The organism is Salmonella sp. 32020114201800008SM, from assembly GCF_017572025.1.
Taxonomy (GTDB): domain Bacteria; phylum Pseudomonadota; class Gammaproteobacteria; order Enterobacterales; family Enterobacteriaceae; genus Salmonella; species Salmonella enterica.
The window spans coordinates 145393-166674 of sequence record NZ_JAGEQM010000003.1 but is presented as its reverse complement, the minus strand read 5'-3'; the positions used below and the strand labels follow the sequence as shown (position 1 = coordinate 166674).

The 21282-nt window shown below is 52.4% G+C and carries 22 protein-coding genes and 2 pseudogenes; 16 read left to right on the top strand and 8 right to left on the bottom strand.

From position 1 onward, the window contains the following. Window positions 1–166: 166 nt before the first annotated feature. On the bottom strand, window positions 167–592 hold the full coding sequence (locus J4613_RS10125; protein WP_000287110.1) for a GntP family permease: 426 nt from the start codon (window positions 590–592) through the stop codon (window positions 167–169). A gap of 346 nt (window positions 593–938) precedes the next feature. Between J4613_RS10125 and J4613_RS22690 the strand changes: the two are divergent. Both J4613_RS22690 and J4613_RS22685 read left to right on the top strand, forming a co-directional pair. Beyond that, a pseudogene (locus tag J4613_RS22690) lies at window positions 939–1142 on the top strand (IS1 family transposase); the annotation flags it as partial. Further along, window positions 1119–1630 (top strand): annotated as a pseudogene (locus J4613_RS22685) (PQQ-dependent sugar dehydrogenase); the annotation flags it as partial. The pseudogenes J4613_RS22690 and J4613_RS22685, both read left to right, overlap by 24 nt. On the opposite strand, the gene J4613_RS10110 reads toward J4613_RS22685, so the two are convergent. Next, window positions 1627–2253, bottom strand: a complete 627-nt coding sequence (locus J4613_RS10110) for a glutathione S-transferase family protein (RefSeq protein ID WP_023137802.1) — start codon at window positions 2251–2253, stop codon at window positions 1627–1629. The pseudogene J4613_RS22685 and the gene J4613_RS10110 sit on opposite strands and share 4 nt — an antisense overlap. A 243-nt stretch (window positions 2254–2496) precedes the next feature. Between J4613_RS10110 and dacC the strand changes: the two genes are divergently transcribed. After that, window positions 2497–3699, top strand: a complete 1203-nt coding sequence (dacC, locus tag J4613_RS10105; RefSeq protein WP_000195712.1) for a serine-type D-Ala-D-Ala carboxypeptidase — start codon at window positions 2497–2499, stop codon at window positions 3697–3699. Window positions 3700–3744: 45 nt separating this feature from the next. On the opposite strand, the gene deoR is transcribed toward dacC, so the two are convergent. Beyond that, complete coding sequence (deoR, locus tag J4613_RS10100) at window positions 3745–4503, bottom strand: DNA-binding transcriptional repressor DeoR (RefSeq protein WP_000450106.1); 759 nt, start codon at window positions 4501–4503, stop codon at window positions 3745–3747. A 71-nt stretch (window positions 4504–4574) separates the two neighbouring features. Further along, entirely contained in the window at window positions 4575–5183 is a 609-nt protein-coding gene (gene ybjG, locus J4613_RS10095; protein ID WP_001520197.1) for an undecaprenyl-diphosphate phosphatase, read from the bottom strand. A gap of 312 nt (window positions 5184–5495) precedes the next feature. Here ybjG and J4613_RS10090 point away from each other — a divergent pair, with 312 nt between their 5' ends. Then, window positions 5496–6728 carry an MFS transporter gene (locus tag J4613_RS10090; protein ID WP_001181284.1) on the top strand — a complete coding sequence of 411 codons (1233 nt, stop codon included), beginning with the start codon at window positions 5496–5498 and terminating at the stop codon, window positions 6726–6728. Between the two features lie 53 nt (window positions 6729–6781). Here J4613_RS10090 and J4613_RS10085 read toward each other — a convergent pair whose 3' ends face one another. After that, on the bottom strand, window positions 6782–7597 hold the full coding sequence (locus J4613_RS10085) for a Cof-type HAD-IIB family hydrolase (RefSeq protein ID WP_023210716.1): 816 nt from the start codon (window positions 7595–7597) through the stop codon (window positions 6782–6784). After that, a complete protein-coding gene (locus J4613_RS10080; protein ID WP_000217418.1) occupies window positions 7594–8805 on the bottom strand; it encodes an MFS transporter in 1212 nt (403 codons plus the stop codon). The genes J4613_RS10085 and J4613_RS10080 overlap by 4 nt, the downstream gene beginning before the upstream one ends. 167 nt (window positions 8806–8972) lie before the next feature. Between J4613_RS10080 and J4613_RS10075 the strand changes: the two genes are divergently transcribed. Further along, window positions 8973–9593 carry a TetR/AcrR family transcriptional regulator gene (locus J4613_RS10075; RefSeq protein WP_000661873.1) on the top strand — a complete coding sequence of 207 codons (621 nt, stop codon included), beginning with the start codon at window positions 8973–8975 and terminating at the stop codon, window positions 9591–9593. A gap of 116 nt (window positions 9594–9709) precedes the next feature. Here J4613_RS10075 and J4613_RS10070 read toward each other — a convergent pair whose 3' ends face one another. Continuing rightward, window positions 9710–11395, bottom strand: coding sequence for an aspartate:alanine antiporter (locus J4613_RS10070; RefSeq protein ID WP_001024853.1), 1686 nt, complete (start codon window positions 11393–11395; stop codon window positions 9710–9712). Window positions 11396–11665: 270 nt separating this feature from the next. On the opposite strand from J4613_RS10070, the gene J4613_RS10065 reads away from it, so the two are divergent. Continuing rightward, on the top strand, window positions 11666–12043 hold the full coding sequence (locus J4613_RS10065) for an inner membrane protein YbjM (protein ID WP_000680850.1): 378 nt from the start codon (window positions 11666–11668) through the stop codon (window positions 12041–12043). Window positions 12044–12074: 31 nt separating this feature from the next. Here the strand turns inward: J4613_RS10065 and J4613_RS10060 are convergent, their stop codons facing one another. Further along, a complete protein-coding gene (locus J4613_RS10060) occupies window positions 12075–12338 on the bottom strand; it encodes a GrxA family glutaredoxin (protein WP_000495513.1) in 264 nt (87 codons plus the stop codon). Window positions 12339–12507: 169 nt separating this feature from the next. Between J4613_RS10060 and J4613_RS10055 the strand changes: the two genes are divergently transcribed. The 10 genes from J4613_RS10055 (at window position 12508) to rlmC (ending at window position 21241) form a co-directional block, all read left to right on the top strand. After that, a complete protein-coding gene (locus J4613_RS10055; RefSeq protein ID WP_001259137.1) occupies window positions 12508–12798 on the top strand; it encodes a YbjC family protein in 291 nt (96 codons plus the stop codon). Then, complete coding sequence (gene nfsA, locus J4613_RS10050; protein ID WP_023215088.1) at window positions 12782–13504, top strand: nitroreductase NfsA; 723 nt, start codon at window positions 12782–12784, stop codon at window positions 13502–13504. The genes J4613_RS10055 and nfsA overlap by 17 nt, the downstream gene beginning before the upstream one ends. A 57-nt stretch (window positions 13505–13561) precedes the next feature. Beyond that, a complete protein-coding gene (rimK, locus tag J4613_RS10045; RefSeq protein WP_000684359.1) occupies window positions 13562–14464 on the top strand; it encodes a 30S ribosomal protein S6--L-glutamate ligase in 903 nt (300 codons plus the stop codon). Between the two features lie 96 nt (window positions 14465–14560). Further along, the gene (locus J4613_RS10040; RefSeq protein ID WP_000624811.1) at window positions 14561–15037 is read left to right on the top strand and encodes a YbjN domain-containing protein; all 477 of its coding nucleotides are present in this window, start codon (window positions 14561–14563) and stop codon (window positions 15035–15037) included. A gap of 348 nt (window positions 15038–15385) precedes the next feature. Further along, entirely contained in the window at window positions 15386–16498 is a 1113-nt protein-coding gene (potF, locus tag J4613_RS10035) for a spermidine/putrescine ABC transporter substrate-binding protein PotF (protein WP_000125769.1), read from the top strand. A gap of 87 nt (window positions 16499–16585) precedes the next feature. Continuing rightward, the gene (potG, locus tag J4613_RS10030; protein ID WP_001000698.1) at window positions 16586–17719 is read left to right on the top strand and encodes a putrescine ABC transporter ATP-binding subunit PotG; all 1134 of its coding nucleotides are present in this window, start codon (window positions 16586–16588) and stop codon (window positions 17717–17719) included. Between the two features lie 9 nt (window positions 17720–17728). Continuing rightward, window positions 17729–18682: a putrescine ABC transporter permease PotH gene (gene potH / locus J4613_RS10025; protein WP_000105453.1), complete on the top strand. Its 954-nt coding sequence runs from the start codon at window positions 17729–17731 to the stop codon at window positions 18680–18682. Then, window positions 18679–19524: a putrescine ABC transporter permease PotI gene (gene potI, locus J4613_RS10020; protein ID WP_001528847.1), complete on the top strand. Its 846-nt coding sequence runs from the start codon at window positions 18679–18681 to the stop codon at window positions 19522–19524. Before potH ends, potI begins: the two co-directional genes overlap by 4 nt. 73 nt (window positions 19525–19597) lie before the next feature. Further along, on the top strand, window positions 19598–20071 hold the full coding sequence (locus tag J4613_RS10015) for a YbjO family protein (protein ID WP_000505788.1): 474 nt from the start codon (window positions 19598–19600) through the stop codon (window positions 20069–20071). Between the two features lie 42 nt (window positions 20072–20113). Next, window positions 20114–21241 carry a 23S rRNA (uracil(747)-C(5))-methyltransferase RlmC gene (rlmC, locus tag J4613_RS10010; RefSeq protein WP_001149775.1) on the top strand — a complete coding sequence of 376 codons (1128 nt, stop codon included), beginning with the start codon at window positions 20114–20116 and terminating at the stop codon, window positions 21239–21241. The last annotated feature ends 41 nt before the right edge of the window (window positions 21242–21282 follow it).

Here is a 21282-nt window from a genome sequence, read left to right as displayed (position 1 = left end):
GATAACTACAAAATGTAGGCTGACGGTGTCACCGCCCTACCATGATCCGGGGCGGATCTGGTAGGACGCTGGTGACCGCTGACAGGGGGTCAGGTCAGACATATTGTCGGAACCGTTGTAACGTAGATGCTAATACCTGCTCCCCGTGGTCATCAGGTTAACCCGTTTACAGCGGTTTTTTCAGCCCCGGCAGATTTATCATAAACTGATCACCGTAAATATGTGGAATCAGCCAAGTAAAGAACAGATTGGCAAACGCCACCACAAACAATGATACGCCTCCATAGGTCAATAAAGCGCATACAAGAATAATCATCGGCATGGCTTTGTTCTGGCCCACCATACAGGTCACAGCACTGACAATTGAGTAGTAAAAACCAGCAAATTCAATCAGCTTGCCAAATACTGCACCCAGCAGAAAGACAGGAAAATAAAGTTTTACAAAACCGATCAACTTATCCATAAATATATCACTGAAAACCGGGGCGACCGTCACTGGACGGGTGAACAGAACTGCGCCAAGTGCTACCAGCGGAGCAAAAAGGATCACACTGTAACCACGATAAGCGACCAGCATCAGTAATGAATACATTCATTGTCTTATCTCGCTTGCATGACTACCCATTTTATCCATGTTATGCAACAGCTTGTGTCATATTTTTCTGATCTCCATTTTAGATCAGACAGGCTATTACTCAGGGATTCCGGCGCGAAGAATGGAACATACTCTAAAAAGTACTTGGCGGATTCAAGTCGGTATCACTCCGTTAATAATCTTTATTCTCGACCCGCTGCATGTTGATTTTACGGTTAAACGCCGTTCTCTTATTCATCGCAGGAGTAAACCATCATGACATGCAGTGAAATCCCCAGAAAACGATCATGTATTCAATCGGTGATTATCGTTTCGAATACCGACTTTTATCGCAGGATTTATGATGGCTAAAGTCGATGTGAAATGCCCGTTTTGCGCGCAAACGGCATCCGTTAAAAAGTATGGTCCGGGGAGTGCAGGGCACCAGCATTACCGCTGTCAGGCATGTTGCCGCAGCTTTCAGGTCGACTATGAATACCGCGCCTGTCAGCCCGGCATGAAAGAGCAGGTTGTTGATCTTGCCATGTACAATGCCGGTATTCGTAATCCGCAGGGACTGGCAGTCAATCCCTGGAGCGGCGCGCTATGGCTGCATGAACACGGTCTGCGCGGTGGCGATGAAATTAACATACCGAAAAAAGGCAAAAATTATGGCTGGCCGCTGGCCACATGGGGCGTCAACTATAGTGGTCTGAAAGTGCCGGAAACCAAAGGTGAAATTGTCGAAGGAACGGAGCAGTCGGTTTACTACTGGAAGGATTCTCCGGCAATTAGCGGGATGGCCTTTATATCAGCGACGTTTTTGTGCCGTGACGGCATAAACTGTTTATCGGCGCGCTAAAAGATAAAGAGGTTATTGTGATGCGCGTCAATGGCAATACGGTGACGGAAGAAGACTGTATTTTTAGTGACAGAAAGCAACGTATCTACGATGTGCGTGTCGGACCTGACGGCTACTTATATGTGTTAACCGATGAGTCCGACGGGCAGTTACTCAAGGTAAGTCCTTCACTTGAGGCCGCGGCTACGCGTTAGGTGACTGGGATCATCACCACTTTGCGAAAAGCTGGGCGCTCGGTAAGCTGCTGATACCAGCGCTCCAGATTCGGGCGCGGCGTCCATTTCAGACCCACGTTCAGCAGGTTATAGACGAAAGGCGCAATAGCGATATCGCCGGTGCCAAAGTTATCCCCTGAGAACCACGGCTGGTGGGCCAGAGCGTCATCAAGAAGCGCAAACAGGCTATCACACTTTTCGATACCGGCTTCAATTGCCGCCTGGTCGCGTTTTTCCGGCGGGGTTCTGACCAGTCCCATCAGGATCACACGGTGCGCCGGGCTTAACGTTTGATTCGCCCAGTCCATCCATTTTTCGCCCTCCGCACGCCGCGCCGGATTATCAACCCATATCCGGTTCTGGCCGTATTGCGCCGCCAGATAGCGGACAATGGCATTGGATTCCCACAATAACAGGTCGGTTTCATCATCTTTAAGCAGCGGCACCAGCCCATTAGGATTCATCGCCAGATAGTCGGCATCCTGGTTAACGCCGAATTTTCCGCCTGCCAGAATTTGATCGTATGGCAGTTCCAGCTCTTCAAGCGTCCACAACACTTTTTTAACATTAGTTGAGTTGTTCCGGCCCCACAGCGTAATCATATTAACCCCTTCCGTTTTATCAGGATGATGACAGTAATCGGCCTACCGTGAGATAAACCTAACATTTACACAATGGTCTGTAAAAAAATCGTTATGAAGGAAGCGTAACGGGATGTTATTGCATAAACTTTAAAAACTTTACCAAGTTACGGTTTCTTTAACGTCGTGAGTGCGTTATTACTCACCGCACTTCTTACACGGTGGTGTGACGTGTGTTTTTGGAATGGATACTCGGGTGGTACTATGACGCAATACGCTTCTTCCCTTCGTAGCCTCGCGGCAGGTTCGGTTCTCTTATTCCTTTTCGCTTCGCCTGTAAAGGCAGAGGAACAAACGATCGCGCCGCCGGGCGTTGATGCGCGAGCCTGGATCTTAATGGATTACGCCAGCGGTAAAGTACTGGCGGAAGGCAACGCCGATGAGAAACTCGACCCTGCCAGTTTGACAAAAATTATGACCAGCTACGTGGTGGGCCAGGCGCTGAAGGCAGGGAAAATCAAGCTGACCGATATGGTAACGGTGGGCAAAGATGCCTGGGCGACGGGGAACCCGGCGCTACGTGGGTCGTCGGTGATGTTTCTGAAGCCAGGCGATCAGGTGTCGGTTGCGGATCTTAATAAAGGCATCATCATTCAGTCAGGTAATGATGCCTGTATCGCGCTTGCCGACTACGTCGCCGGAAGCCAGGAGTCCTTTATCGGCCTGATGAACGCCTATGCGAAACGACTGGGGTTAACCAATACAACCTTCCAGACGGTACACGGTCTTGATGCGCCAGGGCAGTTCAGTACCGCTCGCGATATGGCGCTGCTCGGCAAGGCCCTGATTCACGATGTGCCTGACGAATACGCCATTCATAAAGAGAAAGAATTTACTTTTAATAATATTCGTCAGCCAAACCGCAACCGCCTGTTGTGGAGTACCAATCTGCATGTCGACGGCATGAAAACGGGGACAACGGCTGGCGCTGGGTATAACCTTGTCGCCTCCGCCACTCAGGGCGATATGCGCCTGATCTCTGTCGTGCTGGGGGCGAAAACGGACCGTATTCGTTTTAATGAGTCAGAAAAACTGCTGACCTGGGGTTTCCGCTTCTTTGAAACGGTCACGCCGATTAAACCTGACGCGACATTCGTGACGCAGCGGGTCTGGTTTGGCGATAAGCGTGAGGTCAATTTGGGGGCGGGCGATGCGGGGTCTGTGACGATTCCGCGTGGGCAGCTTAAAAACCTGAAGGCCAGCTTTACGTTGAACGAACCACAGCTCACGGCGCCGTTGAAGAAAGGGCAGGTTGTCGGCACCATCGATTTCCAGCTTAACGGAAAATCCATTGAGCAACGCCCGTTAATGGTGATGGAAAACGTCGAGGAGGGGGGATTTTTCAGCCGGATGTGGGATTTTGTGCTGATGAAACTCCATCAGTGGTTTGGCAGTTGGTTCTCGTAAAATAACTCCGTTGCCGGGTGCGCGTCGCATCCGGCAAACCTGCGGTTAATACATCAGAGTAATTTGTTGCGCTTTAGCGTAGGCCACAAAGGCCTCATCGGGACGGCGGTCGCTGATAATCGTATCAAAGCGTGATAATTCCCCCATCCGCGCCGGACGTACCTTGCCGAATTTACTGTGATCCACCACCAGTACATGGCTCTGTGCCATTGTCATGGCCCAATGTTTTACCGGCAGCTCTTCCAGATTAAAGCAGGTAGCGCCTTTACTGGTATGAACGCCGGCGGCGGAATAAAACGCGATATCCGGACAAATATTGTTTAACGTTTCATGGAAATCAAGCGGTTTGAAAATGGCGTTGCTGGCGTGAAACTCCCCGCCGCTGAGGATAGCGCGGCAATGGGGTTTGTCCTGCAGCGCCAGAAAGGTATTAAGTGAATAGCACACCGCCGTAAAGGGAAGGTCATTATCAATGGCTTCAATGATCCACGGCGTGGTGGTGCCGCAGTCAATAAATACCGTCTGATGCGCTTGTACCAGGCCCGCAGCCAACTGAGCGGCTCGGCGTTTTTCTTCCACCAGACGAGATTTTTGATCGCTTAACAGATAATGACTGGCGCTGCGGGGCTCCAGTACGATATAGCCGCCCAGCAACACGACAGGCGCGCTTTTATGGTTCAGGTCGCGACGAATGGTCATTTCAGAGACGCCCAACAGGGTCGCGGCTTCTTTTAGATGAAGTTTATCGCTGCGTTTTAAGGCCTGCAGCAATTGACCAATACGCTCGTCGCGTCGCGTTTCCATAGTTCCCCTGGAGAGTTAAATAAGCGCTCCGCACCATACAGAGCGCTTAATATTACTCTTTTTTTCGCTGGTTAGTCACGTACCCAGCCTTTTCGAATGGGCAATGCGAAACAGAAACGGTAACAACGTTGCAGCGCCTGGTAGAGCGGCGCGCCGTACCATTGCCAGATCAGCTGTGCGCTCAGGCAGCCAAGCATCGCTACCAGCAGCGCGCCAATCATATCTAACGGCCAGTGTACGCCGAGATAGACGCGCGACCAGGCGATGGTCATGGCTATCGCCATCATCACGATGCCTGACCAGAGGCGGTGCCAGAACAAAAACGCCAGCGCAAAGGTAAAAATCACCGTACCGTGATCGCTGGGGAACGAGTCATCGGCGGCATGATGCAGGAAGTTATAGCCGATATGATCGACAAACGGACGGTCGTGCGGGAAAAGGTGTCCCATTGTCCAGGAGACCGCCAGACTGATAATCAGCGCGATGCCGATTTTAACGATCAGCTGGCGCTGGGCGCAGACCCGATCGCGGGGTCCCCACAGCCAGAGTACAACGGCTAAGAGCGGGACGATGTTGATGACATCTTTGGCGATAAAGATAGCGAGCGAAATTATCCACTGCGCGGAATCAGGCGTGGCGTTAATAAAATAAAACAGCGAGTTGTTAAGGTTTTCCAGCATAACATCCAGGCTCGGAGCAATGAAATCAAAAGGGATAGCCAGCTCATCCCCGTGCAAACTGAGCATAAATGCAGCGTAACAGGGAGGAAAAGCAGTATTGTCTTATTTGGCGGCAACATGAAGAGATTTAAGACAATGGCATAAAATAACGTTGATGATAACGGCGCAAACTTAAATTAACCTTAAAGTACGCAAGCGCTAAGCGGCTTTCTGTAAAAATGTGCGCTATTTCCCTTGCAGCCTCATAATTCGCTATCTCAGTTCCCCGACTTTCATTACACTCTGCGCGGTTTTTATTGGCGAAGAGATGGTATGCAGAATCGTTTACAATCAGGCGGCAGGCTGGGACGTCAGGCGCTGCTTTTTCCTCTCTGTCTGGTGCTGTACGAGTTTTCTACTTATATTGGCAACGACATGATCCAGCCGGGTATGCTGGCGGTGGTTGAGCAGTATCAGGCGGGCCTGGACTGGGTTCCGACGTCCATGACCGCTTATCTGGCGGGCGGTATGTTCTTACAGTGGCTGCTTGGCCCGTTGTCTGACCGGATTGGCCGTCGTCCCGTGATGCTGGCGGGCGTCGTGTGGTTTATTGTCACCTGCCTGGCGACGTTACTGGCGAAAAACATCGAACAATTTACCTTCCTGCGTTTTTTGCAAGGGATTAGCCTGTGTTTTATCGGCGCTGTAGGGTATGCCGCGATTCAGGAATCCTTTGAGGAAGCGGTATGTATAAAAATTACCGCGCTGATGGCGAACGTGGCGTTAATCGCGCCGCTACTGGGACCACTGGTTGGGGCGGCATGGGTGCATGTTCTGCCGTGGGAGGGGATGTTCATTTTATTTGCCGCACTGGCCGCTATCGCCTTTTTCGGACTACAGCGTGCAATGCCGGAGACCGCCACGCGGCGGGGCGAAACGCTGTCATTTAAGGCGCTGGGCCGGGATTATCGGCTGGTGATAAAAAACCGGCGGTTTGTCGCAGGGGCGTTAGCGCTGGGATTTGTCAGCCTGCCGTTGTTGGCCTGGATTGCGCAGTCGCCGATTATCATCATTAGCGGCGAACAGCTCAGCAGCTATGAATATGGTCTGCTGCAGGTGCCCGTTTTTGGCGCGCTCATTGCCGGTAATCTGGTGTTGGCGCGTTTAACCTCCCGACGTACGGTTCGCTCGCTGATCGTGATGGGCGGCTGGCCTATCGTCGCGGGGCTGATCATCGCCGCGGCGGCGACGGTGGTTTCATCCCATGCTTATTTATGGATGACGGCGGGATTAAGCGTATACGCTTTTGGCATTGGGCTGGCGAATGCCGGACTGGTGCGTCTGACGCTCTTTTCCAGCGATATGAGTAAAGGAACGGTCTCGGCGGCGATGGGAATGCTACAAATGCTGATTTTTACCGTTGGCATTGAAGTCAGTAAACACGCCTGGTTAAGTGGCGGCAATGGGCTATTTAGCCTGTTTAATCTGGCAAACGGTATTCTTTGGCTACTGCTGATGCTGGTCTTCTTAAAAGATAAGCGGACGGGGAATTTGCAAACAGTCTGAGAGAGCGGCTACGCCTGATAAGCTTTCTGTTATCAGGCGTAGAGAGGCATCCGCTAGACGTTGAACGGCGGCTCGTTGTTTAATACGCTGTCGATGATATCCAGCACGCCTTCCTGATTGTTCGATCCGGCGCGGTATTTCGCCGCCGCCGCGACCGCTTCGCTGGCGTGCGACATGGCAAAACTAAACCCGGCCTGACGCAGCATCTCAATATCGTTGCCGCCGTCGCCGAATACCACCACTTCACTATCATGAATGCCCCAGCGCTGCTGTAACAGACGCAGGCCGTTGGCTTTATGCACGCCGGGAATTATTAAATCAATACTGCCATAGCCGGTATGAACGGGGACCATGATATCGCCAATAGCGTCGTGCAGTGCCGCCTGTACTTCCGGTATCCGATCATCGGTAATATTAAGGCCGAATTTGAAAAAGATATCGTTGATATCATTAAAATTATCCACAAACTCCAGACGATGATAATACATTGCCGCAACGGCTTTTAACGCATCGTCGTAGCGTTTCAGCGTGTAGGCGCTGTTTTTTCCACAGGCGATGATCTCCACATCGGCGCGTGTGAGCAGGTGTTCGACAACCGCCTGGAAGTCGGCTTTTGTCAGCTCGCCGTTAAAAATATCCTCGCCTTCGCTGACCACCCAGCCGCCGTTTTCCGCGACAAAAGCGATTTCGTGCGCAATTTCCGGAAAGAACGAGATTAACTGGTAATACTGGTTGCCGCTGGCCACGACAAAGCGAATGCCTTGCCGCTTCATTTGTTGGTACTGCGCCATAAACCGGTCACGGTTATAGGTTTTTTGATCGCTCAGAAACGTGCCGTCCATGTCGACGGCGATTAATTTAATACTCATGCGTTATGCTCCATCACCGGTTGCGGAGTCGATACAGGTTTGGCGACGGCCTTCGCCACCAGCGCCGCCAGAATAACCAGCGCCAGCACAACCATCATGGCGCTGCGTAATCCATAGTGCTCTCCCAGATAGCCCAACAGCGGCGGCCCGACCAAAAACGCCAGATAGCCGGTCGTGGCGACAACGCTCACACGCGTCGGCGCGTCGGGACCGGTATCGCTGGCGGCGGAAATGGTCAGCGGGAAGCCGAGCGAAGCGCCCAAGCCCCAAAGAATGACCGAGACGCCGGCAACCCAGTCGCTATCGACAAAAATAATCAGGCCAATGCCCAACGCTCCCATCAACGCGCTGGCGCGAACAACCGTCACCCGGCTATAGCGGTCAATAAACCAGCCGCCGGTAAAGCGGCCAACGGTCATACCAAGCGTGAAACCGGCGTAGATCAGAGAGCCGGAGGTTGGGCTAAAACCGTGTCCGTCTACCATCAGTAGCGGTAGCCAGTCATTCGCAGATCCTTCGGCGAATGCCATTGCCAGCACCACCACGCCAATAAGCAAAAGCTGGATGTCCCGATAAAAAGGTAATCCTTTTTCCTGAAGGTGAGCATCTTCCGATGCGTTTTTACCCGTACCGTCAGGGATCGCCCGAATGGCGATGAAAATGGGCGCGATCGCCACGGCAGCCGCGAGGATGATATGGATGTTAGCCGGGACGCTTAATGCGGTTAACGCCATGCCGACACCAGCGCCCGCCAGCGTGCCGAAACTGTAAAAACCATGCATCATCGGCAGAACGGTTTTATTCAGCTCGCGTTCGACCGCCGCGCCTTCGACATTAATCGCCACTTCGGCGGCGCCAAAACTGGCGCCGAAAACGGCTAATCCAAGGGCAAAAATCAGCGGCGAGGCGCACCACAGCGCGACGCTAAGAATAACCATCCCGCCTACTGCGCAGGTCATCGTCGTGCGAATAACCTTCCGGGTGCCAAATCGTTTCACCAGCCAGGCGGAACAAAGAATACCGCTCATTGAACCGATAGAAAGCCCGAATAAGACCGCCCCCATTTCCGCGGTAGAGACGGAAAGAATATCCCGAATAGCAGGCGTTCGGGTTGCCCAGGAGGCCATCAGCAGTCCGGGTAAAAAGAAGAACATAAACAGCGCCCAGGTACGGCGTTTTAAGGCGTTACGTGAGGAGAGGACGGTCATAGCGTCAGGCCAGAAAATAGAAGCGAGAGGTAAACATTAGCAAGCTTGTGTACATTTGTACATATCGTCGTCATACTTCGTTGTGCAGACAGTTTTTGCTGTCTGTTTTTTCAGCGTAAGCGGCAGGCTACTATCGCCTGCATCCTGAATGAGATGTGGAACTCATCATGAAAGAAAATGCCGTAAGACGCGCCAATGATCCTAAGCGACGGGAAAAAATAATTCAGGCCACACTGGAAGCGGTAAAGACCTATGGCGTTCATGCCGTGACGCACCGGAAAATCGCCGCTATCGCTCAGGTGCCGCTTGGCTCGATGACCTACTATTTTGCCGGTATGGATGCGTTATTGAGTGAAGCTTTTACACTTTTCACCGAGAACATGTCGCGTCAATACCAGGACTTTTTTGCGCAGGTGACGGATGCGGAGGGGGCGTGCCAGGCGATAACGGAAATGATTTACGGCTCGCAGGTTACGACGCCGGATAATATGGCGTTAATGTATCAGTTATATGCCTATGCCAGCGATAAGCCAGCGTTAAAAATAGTCATGCAAAACTGGATGCAGCGTAGCCAGAATACGCTGGCGCAGTGGTTTGACGCGCAGACCGCCCGCGCGCTGGATGCGTTTATCGAGGGGATGACGCTGCATTTTGTAACGGATCGAACGCCGCTGGCGCGTGAAGCGATTTTACAGATGGTAAAGCGAATCGCCGGAGAGTCAATGTCGTGTCACTCTGCGTCAGGCAACAAAAAACCCACCAACCTTGAACCGAAATGGCGGGGTTGATGGGCTCCACAAAATGGGGACATCAAAGAAAAGCAGTGGCAATAGGTATGACTGATGCTTTAACGAAAAGTTCGACCTATTGGCAAAATTTTTTCACTTAAAGGCAAACTTCAGTTTTATCCTAACCCCGGCCAGATGATGACAATAAGTGTCCCCGCCAGCGTGAGCAGAACGTTGGCGATGGCGTAAGTCCCCGCATAACCCAGCGCTGGAATATTACTGCGCGCCGTATCGCTAATGATTTCCATCGCCGGGGCGCAGGTACGCGCGCCCATCATGGCACCGAACAGCAGCGCCCGGTTCATGCGCAGCACATAAGCGCCAAACAAGAAGCAGATCACCACCGGTACCAGGCTGACGACAAGCCCGGCGATCAGCATTTGTCCGCCGACCGCGCCCAGACCGTTGCTGATACCGCTGCCGGCGCTTAAACCAACGCCTGCCATAAACACCATCAAGCCGAATTCTTTCACCATATTAAGCGCGCCCTGCGGAATATAACCAAAGGTAGGATGGTTAGCGCGCAGGAAACCGAGCATGATCCCGGCGAACAGCAATCCGGCCGCGTTGCCGATACCGAAACTAAAATTGCTGAACTGGAAGGTAATCATCCCGATCATTAACCCGATGATAAAAAAAGCGCAGAAGGCAAGCAGGTCCGTCACCTGACTATGAATCGAAATAAAACCAATGCGATCGGCGATGGTTTTTACGCGTCTGGCGTCGCCGCTCACCTGTAACACGTCGCCTTTATTCAGCACGACGTTATCGTCGATAGGCATTTCGATTTGGCTGCGGATGACGCGGTTAAGGAAGCAGCCATGATCGGTCAGCTTGAGCTGAGCGAGGCGGCGACCGACCGCATTGTGGTTTTTCACCACAATTTCTTCCGTCACGATGCGCATATCAAGCAGATCGCGATCAAACACTTCCTTACCATTACGGAAGCTGGGATCGAGCCTGGCGTGCGCGTCCGGATAGCCGACCAGCGCAATCTCATCGCCCATTTGCAGCACCGCATCGCCATCCGGGTTCGCCAGAATACCGTTACGGCGAATACGTTCGATATAGCAGCCTGTCTGGCGGTAAATACCCAGCTCGCGCAGGTTTTTACCGTCAGTCCAGGCCACCAGTTCCGGGCCAACCCGATAGGCGCGGATAACCGGCAAATAAACCTTGCGATTAGCATCGGTATCCAGACCGCGCTCGCGAGCAATTTGCTGGGCGCTGGTTTGCAAATCCTGATGCTGTAGTTTAGGCAAGTAACGCGCGCCCACGATCAGACTGACCAACCCAATCAGATAGGTCAGGGCATAACCCAGGCTCAGATTATCAAGAGCGGAGGAGAGTTGGGTGCTGGCGATGCCGGAATGTCGCAGGGTATCGCCTGCGCCAACCAGCACGGGCGTGGATGTCATTGAGCCGGCCAGCATACCGGCCGTCAGGCCGATATCCCAGCCGAATAGCTTACCAAGGCCTAAGGCGATTAGCAGAGCGCTACCGACCATGACCAGGGCAAGCATCAGATAATTTTTACCGTCGCGAAAAAAAATCGAAAAAAAGTTGGGGCCAGCCTCGACGCCGACACAAAAAATAAACAGCATAAATCCCAGATTTAGCGCGTCGGTGTTAATACTAAAGTGTTGCTGCCCTAATAATAGAGAGACCACTAAAACGCCAATGGAATTACCAAGTTGGACTGAACCCAGACGTAACTTGCCAAGACACAGGCCAAGAGCCAGGACCACAAATAATAACAGGATGTAATTCCCATTTAACAAATCTGCGACGTTTATATTCACGGAGACTAACTTCTTGTTTACGAGTAAGCTGTTGAAAGAAATGGTAATTTACGCTACTGTTTTTATCATGAATTAAGGGTGCAATCGTATTGCATACAGCATCCAAATAAAAACAACACAACAATATATCCTGCTAGTTTAATCTTATTGCGTACTAACGGCTATAAGAATCGTGCAGGTGTGTTTTTGGCATGGAATGCCACATGACTTTATCTGACTGGATGCCTCACGGCGGAAAGCGTGTTCGATAGAGAGTGTCAGGAGGAACGATTGAAACATAAACACGGGTGGGCAAGCGTTGTCTGCTGCTTTGTACTCTTTATTGTGGTGTGTCTTTCATTAACTATGCATGTACAAGGCGCTTTTCGCGCGGCAGGGCATCCTGAGATTGGACTGTTATTTTTTACGTTGCCTGGTGCGGTGGCCAGTTTTTGTTCTCACCGACGCGAGGTGATCCGACCGCTTATCGGGGCGATGCTGGCGGCGCCGTTTTGCCTGGTGTTAATGCGCGTGGTATTTATGCCTACCCGATCGTTTTGGCAAGAACTCGCGTGGTTATTTAGCGCCGTATTCTGGTGTGCGTTAGGCGCGCTCTGTTATTTGTTTATTAGCAGCCTGTTTAGCCACCGGCGAAAAAAACGCCGATAGCGCCCTCCGTCAGAGGGCGTTGCCAGAGCAATCAGGCGAAAAGATTCAGATTTTCTTTTGCCCATGCTTCAAAATCCGTACAGCCGCCGATATGTTTTTGATCGACAAAAATCTGCGGTACGGTTTCTACAGGTTTACCTACGGTTTTTTCCAAATCCGCTTTAGTAATGCCTTCAGCATGGATATCAATATAGCGGTAGTTGAAATCGTCGCGTTCTTTGCTCAGTTTTTCCGCCAACTCTTTTGCACGCACGCAATAAGGGCACCCTGGACGGCCAAAAATAACAGTAAACATATCTCTCCTCGAACATAAAGCCAGACGGCGAACAGGTGTTATCATGCCGCGATTTACGGCAGATGAAAAGCAGGTTACGCCTGTTCCTTTGATAACCCAGGGCTATATCTGTTAAGCACGCCGGACCAGAACGTTCTACACTGTGCGTCAGTTAACCGGGAGGCTTGATATGCGCACGATTGGCGTGTTACCCAAAAGCGTACTGATACTGGAATACCTCGGTATGATTTTGCTGGCGCTTGCTCTGCTATCGCTTAATCATTACCTTACGCTGCCCGCGCCGTTCAATACGCCGCTGGCTGGCGTGTTGATGGTTTTCCTGGGCGTCGTGTTGATCCTCCCCGCCGCGGTGGCGATGATGTGGCGTATTGCGCAGTTACTGGCGCCGCAGTTGATGAAACGTCCACCCGACATTTCTTCCCGTTCAGATAGAGAAAAGCATAATGAGTCCGACCATTGAACTTCTTTGTGGCCATCGTTCTATTCGCCATTTCACCGATGAACCCGTGGCTGACGCGCAGCGAGAGGCCATTATTGCCGCCGCGCGCAGCACGTCCAGTTCCAGTTTTTTACAGTGCAGCTCTATTATCCGTATTACCGATAGGGCGCTGCGCGAGGCGTTAGTGCCCCTGACGGGCGGGCAAAAGCATGTGGCGCAGGCCGCTGAGTTCTGGGTATTTTGCGCCGATTTTAATCGTCATTTGCAGATCTGTCCTGACGCGCAGTTGGGGCTTGCCGAACAACTGCTGCTCGGTGTCGTCGATACGGCGATGATGGGGCAAAATGCGCTGACGGCGGCGGAATCACTGGGATTAGGCGGCGTGTATATCGGCGGCATCCGTAACAATATTGAGTCTGTTACCGAACTATTAAAATTGCCGAAGCATGTATTGCCGCTCTTTGGCCTGTGTTTGGGATGGCCTGCGGATAATCCGGATCTGAAACCGCGCCTGCCTGCCGAGCTTGTGGTTCATGAGAACCAGTATCAACCGCTTGATGAAAAGCTGCTGGCGCGCTATGACGAGCAGTTGGCTGAGTATTATCTGACCCGCGGCAGTAATACGCGACGCGATACCTGGAGCGATCATATCCGTCGCACCCTGATTAAAGAAAATCGCCCATTTATCCTTGAATATTTGCATAAACAGGGCTGGGCGACGCGCTAAAACCTGCGGGCCAGTGTATGATACGCGGGCTTTTCAGGGTTTTCAGCGAGGTGCAGGGTGAAAATTGCCATATTGTCCAGGGATGGAACGCTCTATTCTTGCAAACGTCTGCGCGAAGCGGCGATGCGGCGCGGCCATCTGGTCGAGATACTCGATCCTCTTTCCTGCTATATGAATATTAATCCGGCTGCGTCGTCGATCCATTACAAGGGGCGTCGTCTGCCCCATTTTGACGCCGTTATTCCCCGTATTGGTTCGGCCATTACCTTTTATGGTACCGCTGCGCTACGTCAGTTTGAGCTACTGGGTAGCTATCCGCTGAATGAATCCGTCGCTATTACCCGCGCGCGCGATAAGCTGCGATCGCTACAACTTCTGGCGCGCCAGGGGATCGATCTTCCCATTACCGGGATCGCCCATTCGCCGGATGATACCAGCGATCTTATTAAGATGGTTGGCGGGGCGCCGCTGGTCGTGAAGCTGGTAGAAGGCACGCAAGGGATCGGCGTGGTATTGGCGGAGACGCGTCAGGCTGCTGAAAGCGTTATTGATGCGTTTCGGGGGCTCAATGCCCATATCCTGGTTCAGGAATACATTGCCGAAGCTAAAGGATGCGATATTCGTTGTCTGGTCGTCGGCAATGAGGTTGTGGCGGCGATTGAGCGGTGCGCGAAAGCCGGTGATTTTCGCTCCAATCTTCATCGTGGCGGGGTGGCCAGCATCGCGGCGATCACGCCCCGTGAACGGGATATCGCCATCAAAGCCGCACAGACGCTGGGGCTGGATGTGGCGGGTGTCGATATTTTACGCGCCGCGCGCGGGCCGCTGGTGATGGAGGTGAATGCCTCGCCGGGACTGGAAGGTATCGAAAAGACTACGGGCGTAGATATCGCGGGGCGAATGATTCAGTGGATAGAACGTCACGCTACACCTGAATTTTGCCTTAAAATCGGCGGCTAATCGCAATCGTGGATTCCGCCGTAGTACGAAGCACGCTTTTTGCGTAAGCTGTGCCGGTAATTTTTTCATCGTCATCGCAAGAGGTAGCACATTATTATGATATCACTGGTCGTTCCCACTCTGGATACGTTGCGTCAATGGCTCGACGACCTGGGCATGAATTTCTTCGAATGTGATACCTGCCAGGCGCTGCATTTGCCGCATATGCAGAATTTTGACGGCGTCTACGATGCTAAAATCGATTTGGTGGACAACACCATTCTTTTTTCCGCGATGGCGGAGGTCAGGCCTTCCGCGTTGCTGCCGCTGGCGGCCGATCTCTCTGCTATCAACGCCAGTTCGTTGACGGTAAAAGCCTTTCTCGATATGCAGGATGATAATCTGCCAAAACTGGTTGTGTGCCAGTCTTTATCCGTTATGCAAGGCGTCACCTACGAACAGTTCGAATGGTTTGTTCGCCAAAGTGAAGAGCAGATTTCTATGGTGATCCTTGAGGCCGGGGCGCATCAGCTTCTGTTTAACGCGGAAGAAGACGCGCAAAAAACCAGCGTGGTTGACCATTTTCTTCACTGATCCCTCCCGATAATCAGGCAGTCGCTGCCAGCGCGGCTGCTGTTTACGTTTTTTTATGCTGCTGTTAACCTTTATTTAAAGAATTATTCACCTCCTTTCTGACCATTTCGCTTTATCACATAGACAAAACCTGCATAAAAAATTGATAAAAGGCGTTTTTTAATCTGGGCTATAGCCTCAAACCTTAGCTAAAGTTATTCTTGCGAAGCTTCTATAGCGAGCTTGATGGCAGGGAGGGCGACCTCTCTTCTTCATTTGTATCAAATGAAAAGGTATGCACATTTCAGGCATGTTTTAAACCACGCCTAATGGGTTCATTTGTTAACGGATTTCAGAAGGAAAGCGATGATGACCGCCTTAAAGAAAAAATGGCTATCGGGTCTGGTTGCGGGTGCTCTGATGGTCGTCTCTGTCGGCACGCTCGCTGCCGAACAAAAAACGCTGCACATTTATAACTGGTCAGATTATATCGCGCCGGACACGGTGGCGAACTTTGAAAAAGAGACCGGGATTAACGTTATCTATGATGTCTTTGACTCTAACGAAGTGCTGGAAGGCAAGTTAATGGCAGGCAGCACCGGGTTCGATCTGGTGGTGCCATCGGCCAGTTTTCTTGAGCGCCAGCTCACCGCGGGCGTTTTTCAGCCGCTGGATAAAAGCAAACTTCCCGGCTGGAAAAACCTCGATCCTGAACTGCTGAAACTGGTAGCGAAGCACGATCCTGACAACAAATACGCCATGCCCTATATGTGGGCCACGACGGGCATTGGCTATAACGTTGATAAAGTGAAAGCGGTGCTGGGGGATGATGCGCCAGTGAATAGCTGGGATTTAGTCCTCAAGCCGGAAAATCTGGAGAAGCTAAAAAGCTGCGGCGTCTCTTTCCTTGATGCGCCTGAAGAAATTTTTGCCACTGTGCTGAACTATCTGGGTAAAGATCCGAATAGCAGCAAAGCGGATGACTACACCGGCCCGGCAACCGATCTGTTGTTGAAGCTACGGCCAAACATTCGCTATTTCCACTCCTCGCAATACATTAACGATCTGGCTAATGGCGATACCTGTGTGGCCATCGGCTGGGCGGGCGATGTCTGGCAGGCCGCTAACCGAGCGAAAGAGGCGAAAAATGGCGTCAATATCTCTTTCTCGATCCCCAAAGAGGGGGCAATGGCGTTTTTTGATGTGTTTGCCATGCCGGCTGACGCCAAAAATAAAGACGAGGCCTACCAGTTCCTTAATTATCTGCTGCGCCCTGATGTGATTGCCCATATTTCCGATCACGTTTTCTACGCCAATGCGAATAAAGAGGCGACGGCGCTGGTCAGCCAGCAGGTGCGCGATAACCCGGGAATTTATCCGCCGGCGGATGTGCGGGCCAAGTTGTTTACCCTGAAAGTGCAGGAGCCGAAGATTGATCGCGTCCGCACCCGCGCATGGACGAAGGTGAAAAGCGGTAAGTAATTTATTAACGGTATGGCCTGATAAGCGTGCGCTATCGGGCATTCCACCGTTTGTATCGTTTGATTGTGTTATGCCGGAGAGCGCCTTGTGAATGATGTCCCCCACCGCCCGCAGGTGAAAACCCGTAAAGCGCTGACGCCGCTTCTGGAAATTCGCAACCTGACGAAGTCATTCGACGGGCAACATGCTGTCGATGATGTCAGTCTGACTATCTATAAAGGCGAGATTTTTGCCCTGCTGGGCGCGTCAGGTTGTGGAAAATCGACTCTGCTACGGATGCTGGCAGGTTTTGAACCGCCGAGCAGCGGGCAAATTATGCTCGACGGCGTCGATCTGGCGCATGTTCCGCCGTATCAGCGTCCGATTAATATGATGTTTCAGTCCTATGCGTTGTTTCCGCATATGACGGTAGAGCAGAACATCGCTTTTGGTCTGAAGCAGGACAAACTGCCGAAGGCGGAGATTACCAGCCGCGTCAATGAGATGCTGGGTCTGGTGCACATGCAGGAGTTTGCGAAACGTAAGCCGCATCAGCTTTCCGGCGGTCAGCGTCAGCGCGTGGCCCTGGCGCGCAGCCTGGCGAAACGTCCTAAGCTGCTCTTGTTGGATGAACCGATGGGCGCGCTGGATAAAAAATTACGCGACCGGATGCAGCTGGAAGTGGTGGATATCCTTGAGCGCGTCGGCGTGACCTGCGTCATGGTGACGCACGATCAGGAAGAAGCCATGACGATGGCGGGGCGCATTGCCATCATGAACCGTGGAAAATTTGTGCAAATTGGCGAACCGGAGGAGATTTACGAGCATCCGACGACCCGCTACAGCGCCGAATTTATCGGGTCGGTAAATGTTTTTGAGGGCTTACTGAAAGCGCGTGAGGAGGACGGTCTGGTCATTGACGCGCCCGGTTTGGTTCATCCGTTAAAAGTCGATGCAGATGCCTCTGTCGTTGATAATGTGCCGGTATATGTGGCGCTACGTCCGGAAAAAATCATGCTGTGTGAGTCGCCGCCTGCCGATGGCTATAATTTCGCCGTCGGCGAAGTGGCGCATATTGCGTATCTCGGCGATCTGTCTATTTATCATGTGCGGCTAAAAAGCGGGCAGATGATCAGCGCTCAACTGCAGAATGCGCACCGTTACCGGAAAGGGTTACCGACCTGGGGCGATGAAGTGCGTTTGTGCTGGGAAGCGGATAGCTGCGTGGTCCTGACGGTATAAGGGGGAAACATGAGCACACTTGAACCTCCGGCACGCATCAGTAAACCTGGCGGCGCGGCGCTATGGTTGGCGCGAATGCAAATGAAACATGGGCGTAAGCTGGTTATTGCTTTGCCTTATATCTGGCTCATTCTGCTGTTTTTATTGCCGTTTCTTATCGTCTTTAAGATAAGCCTGGCGGAAATGGCGCGGGCGATCCCGCCGTATACCGATCTGCTGGAATGGGCTGACGGTCAGTTGTCGATTACGCTCAATCTCGGTAATTTTTTGCAACTGACCGACGATCCGCTTTATTTCGAAGCCTATCTGCAATCGTTACAAATTGCCGGTATTTCCACAATCTGCTGCCTGCTGCTGGGCTACCCGCTGGCGTGGGCGGTGGCGCACAGCAAGCCCTCCACGCGCAATATCCTGCTGCTGTTGGTGATCCTGCCCTCGTGGACGTCTTTTTTAATACGCGTCTATGCCTGGATGGGCATTTTGAAAAACAACGGTGTGCTGAACAATGTGTTGCTGTGGCTAGGGGTTATCGATCAGCCGCTGACGATCCTGCACACTAACCTGGCCGTCTATATCGGCATTGTTTATGCGTATCTGCCGTTTATGGTTCTGCCCATTTATACCGCATTAACGCGTATTGATTATTCGCTGGTGGAAGCGTCGCTGGATCTCGGCGCCCGACCGCTGAAAACATTTTTTAGCATCATTGTCCCGCTCACCAAAGGCGGAATCATCGCCGGCTCGATGCTGGTTTTTATCCCGGCGGTGGGCGAGTTTGTGATCCCGGAACTGCTTGGCGGGCCGGACAGTATCATGATTGGTCGCGTCCTGTGGCAGGAGTTTTTCAATAACCGCGACTGGCCGGTTGCTTCTGCGGTCGCCATTATTATGTTGCTGCTGCTGATAGTACCGATCATGTGGTTCCATAAACATCAGCAAAAAAGTGTGGGGGAGCATGGATGAATAACTTACCGGTCGCTCGCTCGCCCTGGCGCATTCTGATTCTGGTGCTGGGGTTTACTTTTCTCTATGCGCCGATGTTAATGTTGGTGATTTACTCGTTTAACAGTTCGAAGCTGGTGACGGTGTGGGCGGGATGGTCGACGCGTTGGTATGGCGAGCTCTTTCGGGATACCGCCATGATGAGCGCAGTGGGACTAAGCCTGACAATTGCCGCCTGCGCGGCGACGATGGCGGTGGTGCTCGGTACTATCGCCGCGGTGGTGATGGTGCGATTTGGACGATTTCGCGGCGCAAACGGCTTTGCGTTTATGATCACCGCGCCGCTGGTGATGCCGGATGTGATTACCGGGCTGTCGCTGCTGCTGCTGTTTGTCGCGCTCGGTCATGCTATCGGCTGGCCCTCCGATCGCGGGATGCTGACCATCTGGTTGGCGCACGTCACTTTCTGTACCGCCTATGTGGCAGTGGTGATCGCTTCGCGATTACGCGAACTGGATCGTTCGATTGAAGAGGCGGCGATGGATCTTGGCGCGGCGCCGTTGAAGGTCTTTTTCGTCATTACGTTACCGATGATCATGCCAGCGGTGATCTCGGGCTGGCTGTTGGCCTTTACGCTTTCCCTTGACGATCTGGTGATTGCCAGCTTCGTTTCCGGTCCCGGCGCCACCACGCTACCGATGCTGGTTTTCTCCAGCGTGCGCATGGGCGTGAACCCGGAAATCAACGCGCTGGCGACGTTAATCCTCGGCGTGGTAGGAATCGTCGGATTTATTGCCTGGTACCTGATGGCGCGAGCGGAAAAACAGCGGATTCGCGATATCCAGCGTGCAAGACGCGGCTGAAGCCACTAAAATCTTCCACTATGGCAATGCGTTGCCGCGCGGGTCGCGGCATCATTTTCAGGGAAGACATTCATTGGGATTTATAAAGCAATCAACCTCATCACATGCCCGTTTAAATGTGCCTACGCTGGTGCAGGTTGCGGCTATGGCGATTATTTTGATTCGCGGTCTCGATGTGCTGATGATTATGAATACCCTCGGCATACGCGGGATGGGCGAGTTTATTCATCGCAGCGTGCAGACGTGGAGCTTAACCCTGGTCTTTCTGGCCAGCTTAGTGCTGGTCTTTGTTGAAATTTATTGTGCGTTTTCGCTGGTGAAAGGCCGTAGCTGGGCGCGCTGGGTGTACCTGGCGACACAAATTATTGTGAGCGGATATCTGTGGGCGGCGTCGTTAGGCTACGGATATCCGGAGTTGTTTAGCATCGCGGGAGAATCGAAGCGTGATATCCTGCATTCCCTGGTCATGCAAAAACTCCCCGATCTTTTAATTCTGTTTCTGCTGTTTATTCCCGCTCCCAGCCGTCGGTTCTTCCGGCTGCAATAATGTGTATAATCGTCGCCCCGGATAATATGAAGGTTTTTTGGTATGCAGTGCGCACTCTATGACGCGGGTCGCTGCCGTTCCTGTCAATGGATTACGCAGTCGGTTAACGAACAACTTTCCGCAAAAACAGCCGATTTACATCGTTTGCTCGCCGGGCTGCCTGTTGAACAGTGGTGCGCGCCGATTGGCGGCCCGGAACAGCATTTCCGCAACAAAGCGAAAATGGTCGTGAGCGGTAGTGTAGAAAAACCGCTCTTCGGGATGCTGCATCGCGACGGTACGCCGGTCGATCTTTGCGGCTGCCCGCTGTATCCCGCCTCCTTTGCCCCCGTATTCAGCGCGCTAAAACCTTTTATTGCCCGTGCCGGACTCACGCCTTATAACGTGGCGCGAAAACGCGGCGAACTGAAATACCTGTTGCTGACGGAAAGCCAGTTCGATGGCGGTATGATGCTACGCTTCGTGTTGCGTTCAGAAACCAAACTTACGCAACTGCGCGCGGCGTTACCGTGGCTGCGCGCGCAACTGCCGCAGCTCAGAGTGATCACCGCAAATATCCAGCCGGTACATATGGCGATTATGGAAGGGGAGACGGAAATCTACCTGACGGATCAGCAGGCGCTGGCGGAACGTTTTAACGATGTGCCGCTGTGGATTCGCCCGCAAAGTTTCTTTCAGACCAACCCTACGGTCGCCAGCCGATTATATGCAACGGCGCGCGATTGGGTAGGACAACTGCCGGTACGCCATATGTGGGATCTTTTTTGCGGAGTGGGCGGATTCGGCCTGCACTGCGCGACGCCGCAGATGCAATTAACCGGTATTGAGATCGCGCCGGAGGCGATTGCCTGCGCGAAGCAATCCGCTGCCGAGCTGGGATTGACCCGCCTTCATTTCCAGGCGCTGGATTCCACCCAATTCGCCACCGCACAAGGCGAAACGCCCGACCTGGTATTGGTGAATCCTCCCCGCCGCGGCATTGGCAAGCCGTTGTGCGATTACCTTGCACAAATGGCGCCGCGTTTTATCATTTATTCAAGCTGTAACGCGCAGACGATGGCGCAGGATATTCGTCATCTGCCGAACTACCGTATTCAACGTGTTCAGCTTTTCGATATGTTCCCGCATACCGCGCATTATGAGGTTTTAGCGTTACTGCGCAGGCTGTAGCGCCAAAAGCCAGACATACCAAATATCTATATTAACTATCT